This is a genomic window from Longimonas halophila, from assembly GCF_002554705.1.
GTDB classification, from domain to species: domain Bacteria; phylum Bacteroidota; class Rhodothermia; order Rhodothermales; family Salinibacteraceae; genus Longimonas; species Longimonas halophila.
The window spans coordinates 115,080-136,158 of the sequence record NZ_PDEP01000005.1 but is presented as its reverse complement, the minus strand read 5'-3'; the positions used below and the strand labels follow the sequence as shown (position 1 = coordinate 136,158).

The 21,079-nt window shown below is 60.8% G+C and carries 20 protein-coding genes; 10 read left to right on the top strand and 10 right to left on the bottom strand.

Annotated features, from left to right (window positions below):
- The first annotated feature begins 27 nt into the window (after positions 1 to 27).
- The 5 genes from CRI93_RS06860 to CRI93_RS06840 all read left to right on the top strand — a co-directional run bounded on the left by CRI93_RS06860 (position 28) and on the right by CRI93_RS06840 (position 5,584).
- Positions 28 to 456: a M67 family metallopeptidase gene (locus CRI93_RS06860; protein ID WP_098061884.1), complete on the top strand. Its 429-nt coding sequence runs from the start codon at positions 28 to 30 to the stop codon at positions 454 to 456.
- Between the two features lie 99 nt (positions 457 to 555).
- Positions 556 to 849: a ubiquitin-like small modifier protein 1 gene (locus CRI93_RS06855; RefSeq protein ID WP_098061883.1), complete on the top strand. Its 294-nt coding sequence runs from the start codon at positions 556 to 558 to the stop codon at positions 847 to 849.
- Between the two features lie 42 nt (positions 850 to 891).
- Positions 892 to 2,064, top strand: coding sequence for a molybdopterin-synthase adenylyltransferase MoeB (gene moeB / locus CRI93_RS06850; RefSeq protein WP_098061882.1), 1,173 nt, complete (start codon positions 892 to 894; stop codon positions 2,062 to 2,064).
- Between the two features lie 375 nt (positions 2,065 to 2,439).
- A complete protein-coding gene (locus CRI93_RS06845) occupies positions 2,440 to 4,896 on the top strand; it encodes a BamA/TamA family outer membrane protein (protein WP_176521746.1) in 2,457 nt (818 codons plus the stop codon).
- A gap of 88 nt (positions 4,897 to 4,984) precedes the next feature.
- Complete coding sequence (locus CRI93_RS06840; protein WP_176521745.1) at positions 4,985 to 5,584, top strand: Crp/Fnr family transcriptional regulator; 600 nt, start codon at positions 4,985 to 4,987, stop codon at positions 5,582 to 5,584.
- Between the two features lie 19 nt (positions 5,585 to 5,603).
- On the opposite strand, the gene CRI93_RS06835 is transcribed toward CRI93_RS06840, so the two are convergent.
- A complete protein-coding gene (locus tag CRI93_RS06835) occupies positions 5,604 to 6,803 on the bottom strand; it encodes a hypothetical protein (protein ID WP_141491602.1) in 1,200 nt (399 codons plus the stop codon).
- Positions 6,804 to 6,920: 117 nt separating this feature from the next.
- Between CRI93_RS06835 and CRI93_RS06830 the strand changes: the two genes are divergently transcribed.
- Positions 6,921 to 8,723, top strand: a complete 1,803-nt coding sequence (locus CRI93_RS06830) for an ABC transporter ATP-binding protein (protein ID WP_098061878.1) — start codon at positions 6,921 to 6,923, stop codon at positions 8,721 to 8,723.
- Positions 8,724 to 8,738: 15 nt separating this feature from the next.
- Here the strand turns inward: CRI93_RS06830 and CRI93_RS06825 are convergent, their stop codons facing one another.
- The 5 genes from CRI93_RS06825 to CRI93_RS06805 form a co-directional block, all read right to left on the bottom strand.
- Entirely contained in the window at positions 8,739 to 9,200 is a 462-nt protein-coding gene (locus tag CRI93_RS06825; protein ID WP_098061877.1) for a hypothetical protein, read from the bottom strand.
- Positions 9,201 to 9,582: 382 nt separating this feature from the next.
- On the bottom strand, positions 9,583 to 10,779 hold the full coding sequence (locus CRI93_RS06820) for a DUF445 domain-containing protein (RefSeq protein ID WP_098061876.1): 1,197 nt from the start codon (positions 10,777 to 10,779) through the stop codon (positions 9,583 to 9,585).
- Positions 10,780 to 10,836: 57 nt separating this feature from the next.
- Positions 10,837 to 11,766, bottom strand: a complete 930-nt coding sequence (locus CRI93_RS06815) for an MlaD family protein (RefSeq protein ID WP_098061973.1) — start codon at positions 11,764 to 11,766, stop codon at positions 10,837 to 10,839.
- Between the two features lie 24 nt (positions 11,767 to 11,790).
- On the bottom strand, positions 11,791 to 12,555 hold the full coding sequence (locus CRI93_RS06810) for an ABC transporter ATP-binding protein (RefSeq protein WP_098061875.1): 765 nt from the start codon (positions 12,553 to 12,555) through the stop codon (positions 11,791 to 11,793).
- Positions 12,556 to 12,637: 82 nt separating this feature from the next.
- The gene (locus CRI93_RS06805) at positions 12,638 to 13,390 is read right to left on the bottom strand and encodes an MlaE family ABC transporter permease (protein WP_098061972.1); all 753 of its coding nucleotides are present in this window, start codon (positions 13,388 to 13,390) and stop codon (positions 12,638 to 12,640) included.
- 326 nt (positions 13,391 to 13,716) lie between these two features.
- On the opposite strand from CRI93_RS06805, the gene radA reads away from it, so the two are divergent.
- Positions 13,717 to 15,084, top strand: coding sequence for a DNA repair protein RadA (gene radA, locus CRI93_RS06800; RefSeq protein WP_098061874.1), 1,368 nt, complete (start codon positions 13,717 to 13,719; stop codon positions 15,082 to 15,084).
- 142 nt (positions 15,085 to 15,226) lie between these two features.
- Here the strand turns inward: radA and groL are convergent, their stop codons facing one another.
- Positions 15,227 to 16,912: a chaperonin GroEL gene (gene groL, locus CRI93_RS06795; protein ID WP_098061873.1), complete on the bottom strand. Its 1,686-nt coding sequence runs from the start codon at positions 16,910 to 16,912 to the stop codon at positions 15,227 to 15,229.
- A gap of 123 nt (positions 16,913 to 17,035) precedes the next feature.
- Positions 17,036 to 17,326 carry a co-chaperone GroES gene (gene groES / locus CRI93_RS06790; protein ID WP_098061872.1) on the bottom strand — a complete coding sequence of 97 codons (291 nt, stop codon included), beginning with the start codon at positions 17,324 to 17,326 and terminating at the stop codon, positions 17,036 to 17,038.
- Between the two features lie 161 nt (positions 17,327 to 17,487).
- Here groES and CRI93_RS06785 point away from each other — a divergent pair, with 161 nt between their 5' ends.
- The 3 genes from CRI93_RS06785 (at position 17,488) to CRI93_RS06775 (ending at position 19,609) form a co-directional block, all read left to right on the top strand.
- The gene (locus tag CRI93_RS06785; RefSeq protein ID WP_098061871.1) at positions 17,488 to 17,961 is read left to right on the top strand and encodes a DUF2085 domain-containing protein; all 474 of its coding nucleotides are present in this window, start codon (positions 17,488 to 17,490) and stop codon (positions 17,959 to 17,961) included.
- 179 nt (positions 17,962 to 18,140) lie between these two features.
- Positions 18,141 to 18,656, top strand: coding sequence for a thioredoxin family protein (locus CRI93_RS06780; protein WP_098061870.1), 516 nt, complete (start codon positions 18,141 to 18,143; stop codon positions 18,654 to 18,656).
- A gap of 50 nt (positions 18,657 to 18,706) precedes the next feature.
- Positions 18,707 to 19,609, top strand: coding sequence for a histone deacetylase family protein (locus CRI93_RS06775; protein ID WP_098061869.1), 903 nt, complete (start codon positions 18,707 to 18,709; stop codon positions 19,607 to 19,609).
- Between the two features lie 250 nt (positions 19,610 to 19,859).
- On the opposite strand, the gene prmC is transcribed toward CRI93_RS06775, so the two are convergent.
- Entirely contained in the window at positions 19,860 to 20,750 is an 891-nt protein-coding gene (gene prmC, locus CRI93_RS06770) for a peptide chain release factor N(5)-glutamine methyltransferase (RefSeq protein ID WP_098061868.1), read from the bottom strand.
- Positions 20,747 to 21,043, bottom strand: coding sequence for an acylphosphatase (locus tag CRI93_RS06765; protein WP_098061867.1), 297 nt, complete (start codon positions 21,041 to 21,043; stop codon positions 20,747 to 20,749). Before CRI93_RS06765 ends, prmC begins: the two co-directional genes overlap by 4 nt.
- Between the last annotated feature and the right edge of the window lie 36 nt (positions 21,044 to 21,079).

Below are 21,079 nucleotides of genomic sequence, written 5' to 3'. Positions count from 1 at the left end.
GCTTTTTTCCAAAGCCTCCTGCGATCTATGATTACCTCTCCCGATGTCCTTCACGCCATTCGTACCCACGGCGAAGCGGGCTATCCCGAAGAGATCTGTGGCTTTCTGCTGGGCCGCATTCAAGACGGCACCAACGTCGTAACCGCTATTGAGCGCGTCGATAACGAGCAAGATGCCAACCGTGAGCGGCGCTATCTCATTCCGCCCGATGCGTTTCGGGCCGCGCAGCGCACGGCCACCGAGCAGGGCCTCGACATTGTCGGCATCTACCACTCGCACCCCGACCACCCGGCTCAACCGTCAGCAACCGACCTGGAGCAGGCTACGTTTTCGGGCTACACGTACGCCATCGTGTCGGTGGATGACGGCACGGCTCGCAACGTAACGGCGTGGCAGTTGGCGCCCGACCGCTCCCGCTTCACTGAAGAGCCGATTCGCACCGAAGCCCCTGCCTAAACGCCTGCCCCCGTATGTTCTATGGGATGCCCCGCCTTCGCATCCCCCCAAAACCTGTTGCAAACTACGCTACCGTTCCATACACTCCCAATTTTTCTGATGAGCACGCCTACCGTCACCCTCCACATTCCAACCCCGCTCCGTAGCGCCACCGATGACCAGGCCACCGTCAATGCCACAGGCGATACCGTGCGCACTGCGCTGCAGAACCTGGTGGAGCGCTACCCCGACCTGAAGAGCAATCTGTACAACGACGACGGCGCGCTGCGCCAGTTCGTGAACATCTATGTGGATGACGAGGACATCCGCTATCTCGACGGCCCCGACACCGCCCTCACCGACGGTGCCGACGTCTCCATTGTGCCCTCCATTGCCGGAGGACGCTCTCGCTGACGCTGCGTGCTGTGTCTTTTCTTCCAATAGCTACGATCTGCTATGCAAGCTGACAAACAGACCGCGACGCTCTCTTCGGATGAGCTGCGCCGCTACAACCGCCACCTTACGCTGCCCGAATTCGGACGCGAGGGGCAGGAGGCGCTCAAGAATGCCTCCGTATTGCTCGTAGGCGCGGGCGGACTCGGCTCCCCCGCAGCCATGTATCTGGCCGCTGCGGGTGTGGGCCACATTGGGCTGGTGGACTTTGACCACGTGGAGGCCTCGAATCTGCAGCGCCAGATTCTGTACGGCACCAGCGACGTAGGGCGCCCCAAGCTCGACGCCGCCGAGGAGCGCCTCAACGACCTGAACCCGCACGTCGAGGTTACGCGCCACGCCGTACGCCTGAGCAGCGAGAACGCGCTCGACATTGTGGATCAGTACGACGTGGTGGCCGATGGCACCGACAACTTTCCGACGCGCTACCTGGTGAACGACGCTTGCGTGCTCACGGGCACGCCGAATGTGTACGCCTCCATCTTCCGATTCGAGGGCCAGGTCTCCGTCTTTGCCACCGAAGACGGCCCCTGCTACCGCTGCCTCTACGAAGAGCCGCCGCCCCCCGGACTGGTGCCCTCGTGCGCCGAAGGCGGCGTGCTGGGTGTGCTGCCCGGACTCGTGGGCACGCTGCAGGCTACCGAAGTCATTAAGCTGCTTACGGGCATCGGCGAGCCGCTGATTGGTCGGCTGCTCATGATCGACGCGTTGAGCATGAACTTCCGCACGCTGCGCGTCCGCAAAAATCCGGATTGCGTAATTTGCAGTGACAACCCCACGCAGACGGAACTGATTGACTATGAGGCGTTTTGCGGGATTCCCGATGCCAATGAATCAACCGATGACGACATGGCTGTCCCTGAAACCACTGTCCACGAACTGAAGCAGGCTCGCGACAGCGGCACGGCACCGTTTGTACTCGACGTGCGCAAGCCGCATGAAGCCGAGATCGCCTCGATGGATGCCGACCAGCTCATCCCCGTCGACGAGTTGCCCGACCGCCTGAGCGAGCTAAACGCCGATGCCGAAACGCCTCTTGTGGTGCACTGCCGCTCGGGCGCCCGCTCCGAACGCGCTACGAAGTTCTTGCGCCAAAAGGGGTACAACGCCTCGAACCTGAAAGGCGGCATCTTGGCGTGGAGCAAGGAAATTGACGACAGCGTGCCGACCTATTAAACGGAATGTGCAGGTTTTCTCCTCCTTTATTGATCGTCTTGTGGAAGCATACGCAATCCTAACATCCCCCATTCCCTCACGCTGTTCGGGCGTTTCCCCCTTCGCGAAGGGGGAAATGTCGCGCCGCGACAAAGGGGGATGCCCGCCCCGAAGAGACAATGGGAAAACCCGCACACTGTGTTATTAAGCAAATCGGCGCGGCCACGCGTCGGACATCTGCCCACACCTTCGTTTGCGTGTGGCAACACAACGCGGCGTCCTGCATGTACAGGGTGCCGCGTTGCGCATGTATTTGCCATAGTCCCCGTTTCTGTGGATTCCCTTTTTCGTCTGACGTACAGGGTAAGACTCCTTCTGAGTCTGCTTGCTGGAGCCATGCTATGTAATCTTCTGATTGCAGAGCCCGCCCAGGCGCAACAGCGTCCGGTGCTTACCACCGAATCACTCGACGACCAGCCCGTTATTCGGGAGGTGCGCATCACCGGGAACGACGCCATTCGCACCACACGGCTACGCCAGCGCATCCAAACGCAGGCTAACCGGCGCGTCCTTAGCATCCCCGGTTTTACATGGTGGCGGTGGGTGTATCAGTTTGGGGATACGGTGGGCGGGCGCGTGGGCGATGCGTTTCGCGCAAGTGGCGAGGCGCCCGCCTACCTTGACCCCGGCCTGGTCGACAACGATGTAGAGCGCCTGCGCGTGTTCTACGAGCAGCAGGGCTTTCGCGACGCCCGTATCAGCGCTGATGTTGTTGAGGGAGACGATAGCGACCGCGTTACGGTGCATTTTCGCATCGACGAGGGGCCGCCCACGTACCTTCGCTCGCTGGAGTATCGCGGGCTGCAGGGCCTGCCCGAGCCCGTGCAGGCCACTATCGTTAACGAGTCGGTCTTCGACGATGCGACCCCAACCGATGAGAACCCGTTCAAGCTGGCTATTGCAAACCAGCGCTACGAAACGCCGCTGCTACTCGAAGAGCGCCAGCGCGTGCTCCGTGCCCTGCGCAACGGCGGGTACGCGGCCGTTTCGCGCGACTCGATTCGCGCTCTGGTCTTCACCCCGCAGCCCGACTCGTTCGACGTGCGCATGCGTGTGCGCCCCGGGCGCCGCTATCGCTTCGGCGATGTGCAGTTCACGGTTGAAGGCCCCCTTTCTAACAGCAGCACGCGCCAGCCTACGGTAGATGTGCCTGTTGATAGCAGTGCTGGCTACGCGCCCACCGTGGCGGCTACGATTCGCAACGAGGAGCGTCTTAGTCCCAGCCTGCTCGAGCGGGCGCTGCAGTTTACCCCGGGCGACTACTACAGCCAGGAGCAACTGCTGGCTACAAAGCGACGGCTGGAAGGTACCGGTGCGTTCACGTTCACCAATCTGACGCCCCAGCTTAGCGACTCGCTGCGTCCGGCCCCCGATGGCGAGGCGTTCGTGCCTATCCAGATTGAGACGCGCACCCGCGAACGGCATCAACTTCGGGCCGAAACGTTTGCACTTCAGCGCGAGGTAGTGAGCGATGTGGAGAGTGAATTGGGCCTGGGCGTAGGCCTCACCTACGAGAACGCCAACGTGTTGGGCGGGGGCGAGCGATTTCAGATGCGCACCGCCGCCTCCGTCGCCACCAACCTCGATTCGCTGACCTCGGTGCAGCTTGAAGCCGAGCCCTCGCTCACACTGCCTTACCTCGTGTATCCGTTTGGCGGCCTCGACGACTGGTTCGATCTGGTGGATACCCGCACGCGCCTCTCGCTCAGCGGTCTCACCGCGCGCCGCGACGACCTGCGCCTGCGCATTCGCGCGCGTCTGGGGGCGCAGCTCCGGCTGGAGCTGGACCACACCGAATCGCTCAGTTCGTTCATCGACGTGGTCGACCTTACCATCAGCAACCCCGACACGCTCGACCAGTTCAGCGAGCGCTTCTTAGACCGCGTCCTTGGGCCCGGCGATGGCACGGGCATCACCGACCCGGTACAGCGCCGCCAGATCATTGAGGACTACACCGAACCTCAGTTCAACAGCGCGCTGCGCTATACGTTACAGTCGGCCACGGCAAACCCGCTGCGCCGTCGCCAGGGCCACGTGTACGAAGGCGCATTTGAGATCGGCAATGTGCTCCCACTGGCACTCGACTGGTTCGCGTTCTCGCCCGGATCGCTTACCAGCACGGTGCCCGGCTTTGGCGGCCAAACGCTGCTGTACCGTCCATACCTACGCGGTCAGGTCGATCTGCGCCGATACATCCCGCTGGGTAGCGGGCGCTCTACGCTGGCTCTGCGCGCGTTCGGCGGCGTGGCGCACCCGTTTGGCATCCCTGATGTCGTGCCCTTCGACCGGCGCTACTTTAGCGGCGGCGGGACCAGCGTGCGTGGGTGGGGCCTGCGCGAACTCGGCCCCGGCAGCACCACGCTCTTAGCACCTGGCACCCAGACGCAGCCCAGCGCCAACGGCGATGTCGCCAACATTCTGGGCGGCGACATTAAGCTGGAGGCCAACATCGAGCTGCGCACCCGCATCATTCGTCAGCTGCTGGCTGCCAACTGGCTGCTCACAAGCTTTGTAGATACCGGCAACGTGTGGTTCGGCCCACGCAACCCGGGCCTGGCCACCGCGGCCACCGACGACCAGCCCGCACGGGCCAGCGGACGCTTCCGTCTGGCCACTGCCCCTCAGGAACTGGGCGTAGGCGCGGGGCTTGGGTTGCGCATTGCGTGGGAGTTCTTTATTGTGCGGTTGGATCTGGCCTACCGTATGCACGACCCTTCCCCGCTGAATGACGACGTGTTTCGCAACGGATTCCGCGACCCGCGCCTCCATTTTGGCATCGGCCACGCGTTTTAGCCGTCGCTATAGCTGTTCAGGGGGATGCCCTTGCACGGCATTCTATGCATCATCTTCGTCCGCTCTCCTCTGCCGATTTCTTTTCGTCATGCCTATCATCCGCACGGTGCAACGCGTTTCCAAGCGGCTCTATCGCCAGCTCTCTGCGTCAAGGCCCGACACGGAGGTCGAGCGCATTCGGAACGTGCTGGCAGAGGTCCCGGTCTTTGAAACCTGCGCCGCACGCACGCTGCGTGTCATGGCCGAAGCCATGCACCCGCGTACCTACCGGCCCGGCGAGGTGATCTACTACGAACACGACCCCGGCCTGGGCCTCTATGTGGTCGAGAAAGGCCAGGTGCGGCTGTGTGCTGACTGGAAAGACGAGCGCTTCGACATGCGGATGGCCGGGCCGCATACGCTTTTCGGGGCCCTTTCGCTCATGGGCGACTTCCGACGCATGGAAACCGCTGAAGCCGTCACCGCCGTAAAGGTGGCGGGGTTCTTTCGGCCCGACCTGAGCAGTCTGTCGCAGCGCCACCCCAAAGCCGCGCTCGACATCCAACAGGCCCTGCTCCGCTTTATGGCCCAGCAGTACGCCGCTCTCATAGATGTGATCGGCGACCGCGATGGCCGCGAGGTGGCCTTGCAGTGCTACGCCGATGCCTCTTCTCAGGTGCTTGATCATGCCGCCTCAGACGATTCTTAGCCTTGTAGCATGGTACATGCTACGGCAGCACCTCTTCCTTAACCTGTCCGACCCGCCAGTGCGACTCAAAATCATGGTCGGGATGCGCAAAGAAGAGGTCGCCCGTCTCTTGGTCAACAGCCAGCAAGCGCGGCGTGTCTTCTATTTCGAAAAGCACCTCGCCCTCTGTTGTTACCGCAGCCAATACTCTATTCAGTTGCCGTTCGCCTTGGTCGTCAAAATACGAATTGGTGAACTGAACCAGTAGCGTTTCACCGTTGAGCCAGTAGAGCGTGTTGGAGAGGGACCGGCGTGCCAGTTCCTCCTCCCACTCATCGCGCGCAGGCATCTCCTCGGTCTGCTCGACCTTCTTAAAGCTCGAGAGAGTCGGCTCGATTTCGTCGAGAAGGGTCCCGTCGATGTCGAGGAGTGTAATGTTATTAGAGAAAAGAAAACCGACTGCAATCTTTCCTGCATATACGTCAACCCTCACAATCGGCGAGATGTCGTATAGAAACCCCGCATGGCTTCCAAACGCACCGGGCAAGGGATAGAAGCTCTTTGTCACTTCGCCAGACGAAGGGTCCAGGTGATGCAGGAAGTTCGGTGTGCCTTGGCGCCCATTCGCCGAGCCCACGAACAGCACATGCCCATCTACAGGTAGAGAGGCAACATCAAAGTCGCCAGATTTCGCGATGTGCGTATGTCGCTCTAACGGGTTGCCATTCTCATCTACAAGAGAAAGCGATCCGTTTCCCTTGTTGGGAACGAGAATGGTATCTTCGCTCATTCGCAGTGGGGTCGAGGGGAACCAGCCCCCCCCAGGTGCTTGCGGGTCATCTGCGCCGAAGTAGTTGAGCAACGTCCCATCACGCGCATATTCCCGCACCTGATTTTCTCTGGTGTCGCTGATTAGAAATCTATTATCTTCTACCCGAACATTGACCCGGTCGGTAAGGACCTCCTCATTTTCTTCCAGCGTGATTTCACCGGTCCAATTGATGACATCGGTTAGTTCTTGAGCATATGCCTCAGGAAGTATACTGAATAAGACGAAAAGTACGATAAAGTATGTGATTCGCATGGGTTGATCTTGATCTGGTTGTGCTACGTGACAGTCCGTACTCGAACTATATTTTGTTTTCAACAAAGAAGCAACCCTGGATTTTGAGTCGAAGTTGGTATAACCCAACGTTAAAATCCTGAACAGTGCCGATGGTATGACTGCAGCCTCACTCATCCTCCACATGCCGCAATCCTGATACATTTCTTTGGGGGATGCCTACGTGTTGGATCCCTATAACCACGCAGCGGTTCAGCACCGATGCGCTCTTTATCGTCTGCTCCGGCTGCACGCATGGGTCCTCTTTCCACCCTCAACCACTACTTCTGGAAGTACAAGTACCTGTTTATTCCGGGCTTGCTGTTCACCATGATGTCGGCAGGCTTCCAGATTGCCGTGCCCATGGTGGTGCGCCAGGCCATCGACAGCATTCCCCGCTTTGTGCGGCTCTACAACGTCTTTGAGCACGGCACGCTGCAGAGTAGCCTCTATGTCTACTTCTTTAGCGGGATGCTCATCTTTGCGCTCGCTATTGTGGCACTCACCGTCATCAGTGGCATCTTCAAGTTTCTGATGCGGCAGACCGTGGTGGTGGCCTCCCGGCATATTGAGTACGACCTGCGCAACGAGCTGTACGATCACCTGCAAAAGCTCTCGCCCGCGTTCTATCAGCAGTACTCCACCGGCGATGTCATTACCCGCTCGACCGACGACATCGAGAAGGTCCGACGCTACATCGGGCCGGCCATCATGTACGTCACGCGCTCGCTGATGATGGTGCTCATCGCGGTGTCGGTCATGTTCGTGATCTCGCCGCGCCTTACGCTGTACGCCCTCGCGCCCATGCCGCTTCTGGCCGTCGCTGTGTTCTTCATGGCACACATGGTGCATACGCGCAGCGATCGCCTGCAGCAGCAGTACTCTACGCTTACCAGCCGCATTCAGGAAGCGCTGGCGGGGATGCGCGTGCTGAAAGCCTACACGCGCGAGCCGTCTGAGTCCAAGGCACTCAACGAAGAGAGCGAAACCTACAAGTGGCGCAACCTGGACCTGGCACTCGTCGAGGCGGCGTGGCGTCCGGCGTTTCTGCTGATTGTGGGCATGTCCACCATCATCGTCGTCTGGATGGGCGGGCAGATGGTGATGGACGGCGCAATTACCATTGGCAACATCGCCGAGTACATCATCTACGTGAACCTGATGACGTGGCCCGTCGCCTCGCTGGGTTTTGTGATTACCATGATTCAGCGCGCCTCGGCCTCTGTCATCCGCCTGAACAAGATTCTGGATACCGAGCCCGCCATTGCCGACAGCGACCAGACGAACCCCTCCATTAGTGATCTGAAGGGCGAAGTCACCTTTCGCAATGTGTCGTTTCAGTATGAGGATGAGGAGGTACCTGCCCTCGACCGCATCCACTTCGAGCTTCCGGCAAACGGCACACTTGCGGTTGTCGGACGCACCGGCGCAGGCAAAACCACACTCGTCGAGATGATTCCACGCTTCCTGGATCCCGATTCCGGCACGGTCGAGATCGACGGACACGACGTGCGCTCTATTCCGCTCGATACGCTGCGCGAGCACATCGGCTATGTGCCGCAAGATGTGTTTCTGTTCAGCGACACCGTGGCGAACAACATCGCGTTTGGCGCGCTCGACGCCGACCGCTCGGCCATCGAAGAGGCGGCCCGCGAGGCCGACCTGCTCGGCAACGTACAGGACTTCTCGGATGGCTTTGACACCTATGTGGGCGAGCGGGGCATTACGCTGTCGGGCGGACAGAAGCAACGGACTTCCATTGCTCGTGCGCTCATCCGCAACCCGCGCATCCTGATCTTCGACGATGCGCTCTCTGCTGTCGACACGCGCACGGAGCAGCGTATCCTGAAGCGCCTGCGCAAGCGCAAGGGCAACCAGACGCTCATCATCGTCACGCACCGCATGTCGGCGGTGAAAGACGCGGACCTGATCTTAGTCATGGATGAGGGCCGCATTGTGCAGAAGGGCACGCACAAGGAGCTGATCGACCAGGATGGGCTCTACGCCACGCTCTGCCGCAAGCAAGAGCTGGCGCAAGAGATCGAGTCGATGGGTTAAGGCATCGGCTCGTCATTACGACCAATCCACTGCCGCCCGCTCGTCGTCGTGCAGGCGCTCGGGGTCGATGGCGTCGTTGAGATGCGCCATACGGTCGTGGATGTCGAGCGGCAGCGGCGTGTCCGCATTGGATTCGGCGAGCAGCGCCTGGTACAGTGCCAGCGCCCGCACATGGCTGCGCAGTGCCGCCTCAAACTGCTCCTGACGCCGCATCAGATCGCCCTGATGGCGCAGCAGATGGGCCACCTGCAAGGCCAGATCGATGGAGAGCGTGCCTCGCGTTGTGCAGTGCGCAATCGCATCCGACACCGGGCGCTCGCGCAACGGAAGCGTACCCGGGTCGGTGAGGTCGTCGAGCGCCTCGGCAATTTCGCGTTGCGCTTCATCCGTACGCCCGTCGCTGATGAGGGCCAGCGCCTGCGCAAGGGCCTCGGTCATCTGCTGAATCTGCCGCATCAGGACATCTTTGTGGATCATGGTGCATGGCTATGATAGGAGAATAGCGGCTCAGAACCTGTTTTGATTTCTTATTTTGGGCACCCCAGGAGTACTTCTTCCCTACGGTCAGGGCGCTGCGAGCGGCGTCGCTGGGCTGGGGCCGAAGGTCATGCCCCTGGTGCAACGAGCCCCCGATCTCGGCCCGTAGCCCCGGCTACGAACCTCTATCGTGGTTCTCGTTTCGCTCCACCGGCGCTCGCTCTCGCCGTCAAACCAAAACCCAAACAGGTTCTCAATGCGAAGTGATCTGATTTCCACTCGGACGGTGCCAGACGTCTGAAAGATCGCTCGATTGCATGCCGGGTGCTGTCGGAGCATCTGTTTGTGGTGGCACCGCGCCTGCGAATGTTGCGTGCCTCGCTCAGGAGCCAGGCACCGCCGTATCTGCTTCTGAACTTTGCGGGCGTGCCGCAGCCTCCGTATCCTCCTGCTGCTGCCAGCGATAGAGCAGCACATCCAGCAGCGCGACGCTGCCCCCCAGCGACCCCAGCACCACAAGTGCCGGACCAGGTGCCCAGATGATCCACCCGCCCAGCATGCCCAGCACGGCGCCCAGATACTTGATGTACGTGAGCTGCGTGTTGGTGGTGCGCTTCAGAAGGCGCTCCAGCTGCTGCTCGTCGTAGGCGCGCACCTTTTCCAGAATGATGCGATCGATGGGTACGTGCTGAATCAGGCGTGAGAGCAACAGCGTGCTGGCCGCGTCGATGGAGCGTCCGTGCAGGCGCAGGTAGCCCGGCACGCGCTCGGCAGTCGACACCATTTCGCGAGCCAGACGCGGCGCGGCCTGCGGGAGTTCAGCCAGCAGAGCTTCCACATGCTCCTCCACCAGATCGGGACGTAGGCTGCGCACGGCGCGAAGCATCCAGCCTGACATCCCGGGGATGTTCTCACGTTCCAGTGCGTTTAGCACCGCGGTGCGCAGTCGCTCTTGGGTGGCGGGGGCGGCCAGCACCTCGCGCAGCGTGGTGCGCAACCAGCGCGTGGCCGCGGCCTGAAACGCCGGGTCGTCTATTAGATCGCGTGCAACGGTGGTCGTGGTTTCGCGGAGGCGCATGGGCCACTTGTTAGCCCGCAGCGTATCCTGCAAGATCTCGGCATTGATGAGCTCATCGGATACTGCTTGAGCCAGCCGGTGCGCCACGTACTCGCGCTGTGCGGGTACCAGCCCTTGCCCAATGAGGGGGCGCTTTTCGCGCGGCTGAAACAGCATGGTGATGGCCAGCCAGTTGGTGCCGAACCCGATAAGGCCACTCACACACACAATGCGCAGCAGCCCCTCGGCAGGCAGCGTAATGGCGCCCACCTGCCACACGATACCATTGAAATCCCACACGAACGAGGCGGCAAACCCGATTGCCAGCAGCACCGGCACCACGCGCAAAATAGGCAGCCAGCGGGCATGGGCGCTATCGTTTTTTGGCGGGGCCGGTGGCGGCTTGTTGGAAGCAGGCGCCGAGGTGTGGCGCAAGAGGTGGCGGAGGAGCGAGCGTGTGCTACGCTCGGGGGCGCTGTCCTCGGGAGCTGCGCTGCTATGTTCATTCACCGGAGAAGCCATCGCATCCCTACGCCCATACCGAAAGAAGCCTTGAGGATAGTACGCATCACTGCAGGGCTAAAACATGCGCACGAGTGTCATGTCCTCAAGGTAGCGCTGCGGATTCTCTTGCAGATCACGCAGCAGCCGGTTCATCTGCACCGAGGTGGAGTCCAGATTATTGTACAGGCTGGGATCGTTAGCGAGGCGTCCCAGCGTACCCTCGCCGCTGTTGATTTTCTCAGCAAAGGAGCCCAGGGCTGCTGTTGTGCGCTCCAGGTTCGCCAGGTTCTGCTCCAGGCGGGTCAGGTTTTGGTTTACGCGCTGCACGGTAACGCCGAGCGAATCGCTATTTTCACTGGTGAATGCCTCGAGATCGGCAGTGAGCGCCTCCAGGTTTTGGATAGCCGAGCGCAGCGTCTCTTCCTCGCCGCCCGAGACTGATTCGAGCGTAGTGGCTACGTTGCGCAGCGAGGCCAGCGTCTGCTGCAGGTCGCCCCCTTCTTCCATCTGGCTAGCCAGTGCCTCGGTTGCCCGCGAGGTGTTGCCAAGCACCGAGTCCACCTTCGAGGTCATTTCAGGACCCTGCTGCGTAAGCTGGTCGAGCAGCCCCGGTCCGCTGGGGGTGTCGATGATGCTGCCTGGCTGCAAGGGTGGGTTCGAGGAAGGGCCCGGTCGGATCCCCAACCGTACGCCACCAAGCGCAGAAAAGCCGCGCACCTCGGCCATAGAGCCCTCCGGAATCAGCACATTCTCGTTTACGCGAAAGCGCACACGCACCGTTTCCTCATCTTGCTGCAACTGCACCGACTCAACCGTGCCTACGTTCACGCCGCTTAAGCGCACCGGGTTGCCTGCCGAGAGGCCACTCACGTTTTCAAAGTTGGCCGTGAGCAAGTAGCTACTGCTCAGAATGGGCAGATCTTGAAAGTATCGGACGCCTACAATGAGAACGACCACGGCCAGGACGATAGAGAGCCCGACCTTGACTTCGTTGCTGTAGTTCATGAACACGTGTTGAGCATGGGCAGATTACGAGGGGGAAGAAGCGGTAGGATGCGTACCTACGTGATACTCGCTGGCAGTTACAAATGAGTCGAGCACCGGATCGTCACGGTTGTGGATGGCATCAATCGGTCCAACCCAATGAAGACTTTTGCCATACAAAAAGGCCGCCCGATCGGCGATGTTGAAGACGGAGTGCATGTCGTGCGTGACCACCACGCTGGTCACATTCATCTCTTCAGCGAGCTGCTGAATCAGCTCGTCGATGGTGTTGGAAGTTTTAGGATCGAGCCCGCTGGTCGGCTCATCGTACAAGATGTACTTGGGCTCCAGCGCAATAGCGCGGGCCAGAGCGACGCGCTTTCGCATCCCTCCAGAAAGCTCAGCGGGTTTTTTCGGTCCCACGTCGGGCATGCGCACCAGTTCAAGGCACTCGGCCACACGCGCTTTGATTTCGGCAGGCGAGCGCGACGAGAAATATTCGAGCGGAAACGCCACGTTCTCTTCTGAAGTCATCGAGTCGAAGAGCGCACCGCCCTGAAACAATACACCGAAATGCTTTCGCACCTCGCGCAGGCGCTCGTACGGCACCGAGCAGATGTCTACGTCATCAACCAGCACACGGCCCCTATCGGGCGAGAGCAGGCCCACGATGTGCTTCATGAGCACGCTCTTGCCCGAACCGGATTGCCCGATGATCGCAAGCGTTTCGCCCTCGTGAATGTTGAGCGAGACATCTTCGAGCACATCCAAGTCCCCGAAGCTCTTGTGCAAATGTTCGATCTGAATCATACGGGATGCCGGGCCTGAGAACACATGCAACAAACGAGTCGCAAAAGCGCGAGGAAGCCTTGTTGAGGCGCTACGGGTCCAACTACAGAAGCAGCACAGCCAGCGCCAGATCAGCCAGCAATACGAAAACGCAACTCTGCACAGCGGCTTCCGTGGTGCTCTGGCCTACCCCCTCGGCCCCGCCCTGTGTGTAGTAGCCCTTGTAGCAGGCAATGGAGGTGATAATGAACCCAAACGTAATGGATTTGATCAGCCCAAAGTACGGGTCGAACGGCTGGTAAAACTGGCGGGCCCCTTCAATGAACTCAGTCGTGCTGAGCAGTCCGGCTGCTTCTGCAATGCCGAGCCCGCCACCAATGCCAATCAGGCACGCAAATATGTACAGTGCTGGAAACATGACAACCCCCGCCAGCACGCGCGGCAGAATAAGGAAGCTGATGGAGTTGAGCCCCATTACCTCCAGCGCGTCAATTTGCTCGGATACGCGCATCGTACCCAGCTCGGCGGCAATGCGTGCGCCCACACGCCCCGCCAAAATGAACGCCGTAATCACCGCCGCCAGTTCCAACATCATGGATGGCACCACAATGGAGCCAATGATGGTGTTGGGGACGAACGAGGTCTGCAGCTGATATGCCGTTTGCACCGTAAGCACAGCCCCAGTGAAGGCAGCCGCCAGCGCTACAATCGGGATCGACTCTACGCCAATCCGCACCATCTGCGTGATGAAGTTCGTCCAATAGGTGCGTACCTCGCGAACTGATGCAAAGGCGCGTCCCATTAAAATGAAGTACGTCCCAATCGCATGAAGCGGGGCAAGCAGACGGTCAGTCACCAAGAATACGCAATCAGCGAGTAGAATACGAAGCTGTTGGCTACAAGCTGTCAGCTACAAGCCGCAAACGCCCGCGTTCAAGCCCGTGCTTAAAACACAAGGAACGCCAGCACGGCACAAGTCGACACAACAGCAGTAGGTGCATGCCACGCGTGCCAGAATGGTTCCTGTTTGCTCTGTTGCATGGACAGGCTCCCCTAAATGCAGAGCGTACCATCCATCGGTCCCAAACAGGTGCTGAGCCGGATAGGTGTCCTTTCATTCGGGGATGCTCGCGGACCTGCACGCGCTGTTCATGGGCTTGCTCGCACACTTCGTTACACCGTATGGCATCATCTTCACGGTACGTTTGTCAAGAATGCGGCCACGCTGCCCACAAGTGGATGGGCAAATGCCCCGGATGTGGCGCGTGGAATACACTCGTTGAGGAGAAACCCGAGTCTGATGTCAAGGCCCGGGTGCCCAAGTCGACCTCCTCTTCTAACGGACGCACGTCGAATCCCCCCGAACCCATTACCGAGGTGGCCCTGGGGCCAGAAACACGCCTGCAAACGGGCATGGTCGAGTTTGATCGCGTGATGGGCGGCGGCATTATGCAAGGCTCGTTTAGCCTGATTGCAGGCGACCCCGGCATCGGGAAGAGTACGCTTATGACCGAGCTGGCGCGCTTTATGCCCGAGCGCACCATTTTGTACGTGACGGGCGAGGAGTCGAAGCGGCAGGTGAAGCTGCGCGCACAGCGTCTGGGCGTGGATACCGACCGGCTGCTGCTCCTGGCCGAGACCAACGTGGAAGCCATTGGGCAGGCAGTGCGCTCGTGCGAGCCCGACCTCCTCATTGTCGATTCGATTCAGACGATCTTTCGTCCGGATCTGAGCAGCGCGCCCGGCTCGGTAAGTCAGGTGCGCGAGAGCACCGCCTCGCTCCTCAAGATGACGAAGGAAGACGAGTTTTCGACGTTTCTGGTGGGGCACGTCACCAAAAAGGGGACGATTGCGGGCCCGCGCGTGCTGGAGCACATGGTCGATACGGTACTCTACTTTGAGGGCGACCGCCACCATGCGTTTCGCATCTTGCGCAGCGTGAAGAACCGCTTTGGCGCAGCGAACGAAATTGGCGTGTTTGAGATGCGCGAGTCGGGGCTGCACGAGGTGCCGAATCCGAGCGAGATCTTCCTATCGGAACGCGGCTATGGCGTAAGCGGCTCGGCGGTGATCTGCTCGCTGGAGGGCACGCGTCCCATTCTGGTGGAGGTGCAGGCTCTCGTCTCCCCCAGTTCGTACGGCACGCCGCAGCGCACCGCCACCGGCTTTGAGTACTCGCGCTTGCAGATGCTCCTGGCCGTGCTCGAAAAGCGCATCGGACTCGCGTTTTCCGACCACGACGTATTCATCAACATTGCGGGCGGCGTGAAGCTGAACGAGCCTGCCGTGGATCTGGGCACAGCCGTGGCGGCGGTGTCCTCGTTCCGCGACGTACCGACCGATACCAACGCCGTGCTCATTGGCGAGGTCGGACTCGGCGGCGAAATCCGCACCGTAAGCCAGCTTGGCCCGCGCCTGAAAGAAGCCGCCAAGCTCGGGTTCGACCGTGCCGTGGTGCCTGCCAACAACCTGGACTCTACCACCGCTCCCGACGACCTGGACGTAATCGGCGCCAAGACGCTGCAGGATGCGCTGGATACGGTGCTGTAGCATGTAACAATCGTCGATTCTCGAAGACAGGCGGCGAGGCGCATAGAGTCATACAGGCCAACAAAAAAGCGGCGGCTCCCCAAAACTGGGGAGCCGCCGCTTAGCGTTCAGTCGGTTCGCGCGGTGTGCGCGAAACGGGGGCTTACATCATGCCACCCATTCCGCCCATTCCGCCCATGCCACCCATTCCGGCCGGCATGCCGCCGCCTCCGGGGGCGCCACCGCCACCGCCGCCGTTGTCGCCGTCGTCTTCGTCTTCGCGATCGGCGATTACGGATTCGGTAGTGAGCAGCAGACCCGCAACGGATCCGGCATTTTCGAGAGCGCTACGCGTCACCTTCGTGGGATCGAGGACGCCCTGCTCAAGGAGCGGGCCGTACTCTTCGGTGCGTGCGTTGAAGCCGTAGTCGCCTTCGCCTTCTTTCACGCGCTGTACCACGATGGAGCCTTCAAGGCCCGTGTTCGACGCGATCTGACGCAGCGGCTCTTCGAGCGCACGGCGCACAATCGAGACACCAATCTCTTGATCCTGGTTTTCAACGTCAAGACCGTCGAGAGCGTGCAGAGCGCGCAGGTACGCAACGCCGCCGCCCGGCAGTACGCCTTCTTCAACGGCAGCACGCGTGGCGTGGAGCGCATCTTCAACGCGCGCCTTCTTCTCTTTCATCTCCGGCTCGGTCGCCGCGCCTACGTTCAGCACCGCAACGCCGCCCGAGAGCTTCGCAAGGCGCTCTTGCAGCTTGTCACGGTCGTAGTCCGACGTGGAGCTGTCGATCTGCTGACGGATCTGGTTGGCCCGGGCGTTGATTTCTTCTTCGGAGCCCGCTCCGTCCACCACCGTGGTGGTATCCTGATCGATGGTGATGCGGTTGGCCTGCCCGAGATAGTCGAGCGTCGCGTTTTCGAGGCGATAGCCCTTCTCTTCGCTGATAACGGTTCCGCCCGTCAGCACCGAGATGTCTTCGAGCATCGACTTGCGACGGTCGCCAAAGCCAGGCGCCTTCACAGCCGCGACCTTCAGCGTGCCACGCAGCTTGTTCACCACGAGTGTGGCGAGTGCTTCGCCTTCAATGTTTTCGGCGATGATCAGCAGCGGATTGCCTGTCTGCGACACTTTTTCAAGCACCGGCAGCAGATCCTTCATGTTGCTGATCTTGTCGTCGTAGATCAGCACATAGGCATCTTCGAGGACCGCCTCCATGTTGTCGGAGTCGGTTACGAAGTAAGGCGAGAGGTAGCCGCGGTCAAACTGCATACCTTCGACCACATCGAGGTGCGTTTCGATACCGCTGGCTTCTTCTACGGTGATCACACCGTCTTTGCCGACACGGTCAAACGCATCTGCGATCAGCTCGCCAATGGCGTCGTCGTTGTTGGCCGAGATGGTTGCAACCTGCGCAATGCGACCCTTGCCTTCTACCGGGTTGCTCTGCTTCTGCAGGTCGGCCACAATGGCTTGCACGGCTGTTTCGATGCCGCGCTTCAGATCCATCGGGTTCGAACCCGCCGTTACGCTCTTCAGGCCGGTGCTCATGATGGCCTGCGCGAGCACGGTTGCCGTGGTGGTACCGTCACCAGCCACATCCGAGGTCTTCGACGCGACCTCTTTGACCATCTGGGCGCCTACGTTTTCGAGCTTCTTCTCAAGCTCGACTTCTTTCGCAACCGAAACACCGTCTTTCGTGACGGTCGGTGCGCCAAATGATTTCTCAATAACAACGTTGCGTCCTTTCGGGCCCAGCGTCACCTTTACGGCGCGGGCGAGCTTGTCGACGCCTGCCTTCAGCGCGTTGCGCGCTTCAGCATCAAATACAATTTGTTTAGCCATAGTGTGAGTTCGAGTGGTTATTTAAGGGAATGCGGGGAGTGCGGGGCCGCCTGCAAGATCCGGCGGCGTGCAGCGGGATACGCGAGAATGCGCCTCGGCTGCGGTTGAGCGGTCGGCGTCTACTTAGTCTTCCACGACGCCAAAGATATCGCTCTCGCGCATGATGAGGAAGTCTTTCCCGTCAAGGGTGACTTCGGTGCCCGAGTACTTGCCGTACAGCACTTGGTCGCCTTCGGCTACGGTCAGGTCAATCTTGTTGCCGTTCTCGACGCGACCGGGGCCGATGGCCACTACGGTGCCCTTCTGCGGCTTCTCTTGGGCCGAGTCTGGAATGTAGAGACCGCTGTCAGTCTTTTCTTCAGCAGGTTTCGGCTCGACGACCACGCGGTCGCCCAGCGGTTGAATCTTTGCCATAATGGGGTTGGGTTTGGTGAGCGGATAACATGCGAGTAATTGTCACTTCAGTGCTATTAGCACTCGCTGGTGATGAGTGCTAACAAGCCAATCTGCTGAACCATACCTCCCATAGGGTGTTCCGTTTTCCCGGGTTGCTTTAAGGTAAGATCATACGTGATATGCCACGTAACACATCCTCATTATTTGACCCGATGCCAGGGAGGCGTTGGATACTAATCCCAGCCCTGGCCGGGGGGCTCGTAACGCTTTCGGCTCTGCCTCCGTGGCTGCCGGTCTGGGCCCAGACCGTGGTCATGGAGGCGTTTGCTCCGGTGTGCCATCAACTACCCGAGCGGAGCATGCACATGTCTGGCACGGCGCTCGCGGTGTGCGACCGTTGCCTGGGTATCTACATCGGTGCTGGTGCCGGTGCCGTCGTGGCCCGGATGGCGGCAGGATTCGAAGCGCACGCGTCGCCGTGGGTTGTGCTCGGCATTGGGATCGTGCCCGCTGGTGTCGATTGGCTGGGTCCGTGGCTCGGGCTCTGGATCAATACGCCGAGTTCGCGCCTCCTTACGGGCCTCTGGCTTGGCGGGGCTGTAGCCTGGATGGTGGTCCGGGCTATCCGCTCAGCCTCCCGCCGTACCCGTTAAGAGACATGCGTTACAAAGGATGCACAGGGCCGTACCCATTTCCCGTATTCCGATACCGCCATGCCACCTGCTTCCATTCCTGTACAGGAACCCTGCGATGCAGCCACCCATCCCACACGCACGGGACGTTCTGAACCCGACGGCCCTGCACTGGCTCTGCCCCTCATGCTTCCGGCTCCATGACTACTGCGTTTCGCCTCCCTCTTCTTCTGCTTGTGGTCCCCACGCTTCTGCTCGCTGCCCCAAGCCACGCCCAATCCGATACCGATGCCTGGGTCGATGAGCTGCCTGTGTACACGATGGCAGATGCATTTGATGCCGCCGCTGCCGAAGATAAGTTCGTCTTCGTGTACGTGTATGCGCCCTGGTGCCCCTACTGCCAGCGCATTGAGCAAGACGTGTATACCGACGCAGACGTACAGCAACTCATGAACGAGCACTTCGTGATGGTGCGTGTAAACGGCGACGACCCGGAAGAAACCCATCAGTTTCGGGGCGAGTCGGTGACTGCTCCAGCAGTTATGGACACGTTAGGTGCACGCGGCTTTCCAACGCTTGCCTTTATGGAACCCTCGGGCGAGATCATTGGGACGCTGCCGGGCGCGGTGGAACGCGACGATTTCATGCTGCTCATGCGCTACGTAGGCACCGGCGCCTTTCGCGAAGAGTCGCTCGACGCCTTCGCAGGCGAGTAGTGTTGCCTTGGTGCTTGTGCTCTTCTGCCTCTACGCCCCCTCATTGCTCAATGCGTGTTAGCTACCAAGATGGCTACTACGTGCCGCTGCCCGAAGGCCATCCGTTTCCGATGGGCAAGTTTCCGGCGCTGCACGACCTGCTGCTCCGTGAGGGACTGCTGCATCCCCGCAAGGTCGTAGCCCCGCGTCAGGCCGACTGGGCCGACTTGCAACATGTGCATACTGCCGAGTACCTAAACGCACTGGCAGCAGGCACGCTCTCCGACCGCGCCGAACGTCGCATGGGACTCCCCTGGTCGGAGCGGCTCGTCTATCGCTCGCGGGTGGCCGTGCAGGGCACCCTCAACGCAGCTATGATGGCACTCGAAGACGGCGTAGCGGCCAACCTGGCGGGCGGCACCCACCATGCCATGCCTGGTCATGGCGAGGGCTTCTGTGTGCTCAACGATGTGGCGGTGGCCATCCGCGTGCTGCAACAAGCGTGCTGGATTCAGCGCGTCTGCATTGTGGATCTGGATGTGCATCAGGGCAATGGCAACGCGGCGTTCTTTGCCGATATGCCCGAGGTCTACACCTTCTCAATGCACGGCGCCAAGAACTACCCGTTCAAAAAGCCGCCCTCCACGCACGATGTGCCGCTGCCCGACAGCTGCTCCGACACCGCCTACATGGAGGCGCTCACCACACATCTGCCCGCAGTGCTCGACGCGGCCCAACCCGACCTCGTGTTCTATCTTGCAGGCATCGATGTGATGGCAGGCGACCGTTACGGACGCCTGTCGCTCACACGTGCGGGCCTGCATCAGCGTGATGGCTATGTGCTGGAGCAGATCCATCAACGCGACCTGGCGGCGGTGCTTCTGCTTTCAGGGGGATATGCGGAAACCCCTGCCGCCACGGCTGATCTGCACGCGATCATGCATCGCGAAGCCGCACGGGTGTACGGGGCGTGACCTTACCAGTAGTTAAGCAACGTACAACAATAGACACTGCCCATCCACTACGGACGCAGGAGCGTCCCTACGTGCATCCAACGGGGGACCGTTGGGTGCAGGAGAAAAAGTAGAGGGTCTCGTGCTATGTCTCCCAACTTGGGTTATCTGCGAATTGGGTCGTCTACCAAGTGTCAACACCTCTTCCTGGGGCGAACGGTCTCCCGTTCGCCCTTTCTTCTGGAGCAACATACGGCGAAGAGATGCGCGTCTACGAGCGCCGTCCCCACACCATGCGCGGACGCCCCGCCCAGTCGTTGTTCTGGTGTACGTCGGTCCACCCGTGCATGCGAAAGAGGCGGGCCACATCGTCAGCGCCATCGGCATGCGTTTCTACGAGCAGATGGCCACCGGGGCGCACGGCGGTGTATCCCCACTGGGCCAGCGCGCGGTAGAAGCGTAGCGCATCGGGACCGGTGAAGAGCGCTTCGGGCGGGTCGTAGTCGCGCACCACCGCGCTGAGCGTGTCGGCTTCGTGATCGGGTACGTACGGGGGATTCGAGATGAGCAGATCCAACGCGTTGGGCACGGCCGCAGCAGCATCGGGCGCGTCCATGTCGAAGGAATGCCATGCGATGTCAAGGCCGAGCGCCGTCCCGTTAGCGCGTGCCACATCGAGTGCCGCCTCCGACACATCTCCTGCGGCGACCTGAGCATCTGGGCGTTCATGCTTGAGCGCGCAGGCGATGCATCCGCTGCCCGTACCCGCATCGAAAATGCGCGGCGCCTCCACGTTGGCAAGGAGCGCCAGCGCCTGCTCGACCACGGCTTCGGTCTCGGGACGCGGAATGAGCACGTCGGGGCTGACCTGAATGCGCAGTCCGTAGAAGTTGGTGTGGCCCAGCACATGCTGGAGCGGCTCGCCCTGCACGCGCCGTGCCACAAGCGCTGTGAACTGCTGGCGCTGGGCCTCGGTGAGCGGAGCGCGCGCATCAGCAGCCAGCTGGGTGCTCGACTGCCCCCGTACCTCGGCCAGAAGCCATCGCGCCTGCTGATGGGCCCGCCCGTCGACGGCCTCAAGATGCTGGGCCGCCCAGTGCAGCGCCTCATGCACGGCACATCCAGCCGAGAGCTCCGAATCCTCTGAAGACGATGTGCTCATGCGTACCGCACCTCAAACTGGTGGAACGTGTCGGTGGCTGCTTCCCATTCCGCCTCGACCGATTCGACACGTGCCGGACGCGGTCCGTCGTGCACGGCATCGAGAAGCGTTTCGAGATTAGCGCGCGGCCCCTCGGCCTCCAGCCGAACCGAGCCGTCGGGCTCATTGCGCACCCAGCCGGTAAGCCCGTGCCGCTGTGCGGTGGTGCGGGTAAAGTGACGAAAGCCCACGCCCTGTACGCGTCCGGTAACGCGTGCAGACAAGCGCTGTGTTGGCGTATCCGAATGACTCATAATGCGAAACCAAGTTGGTCCAATGGATGATGACCG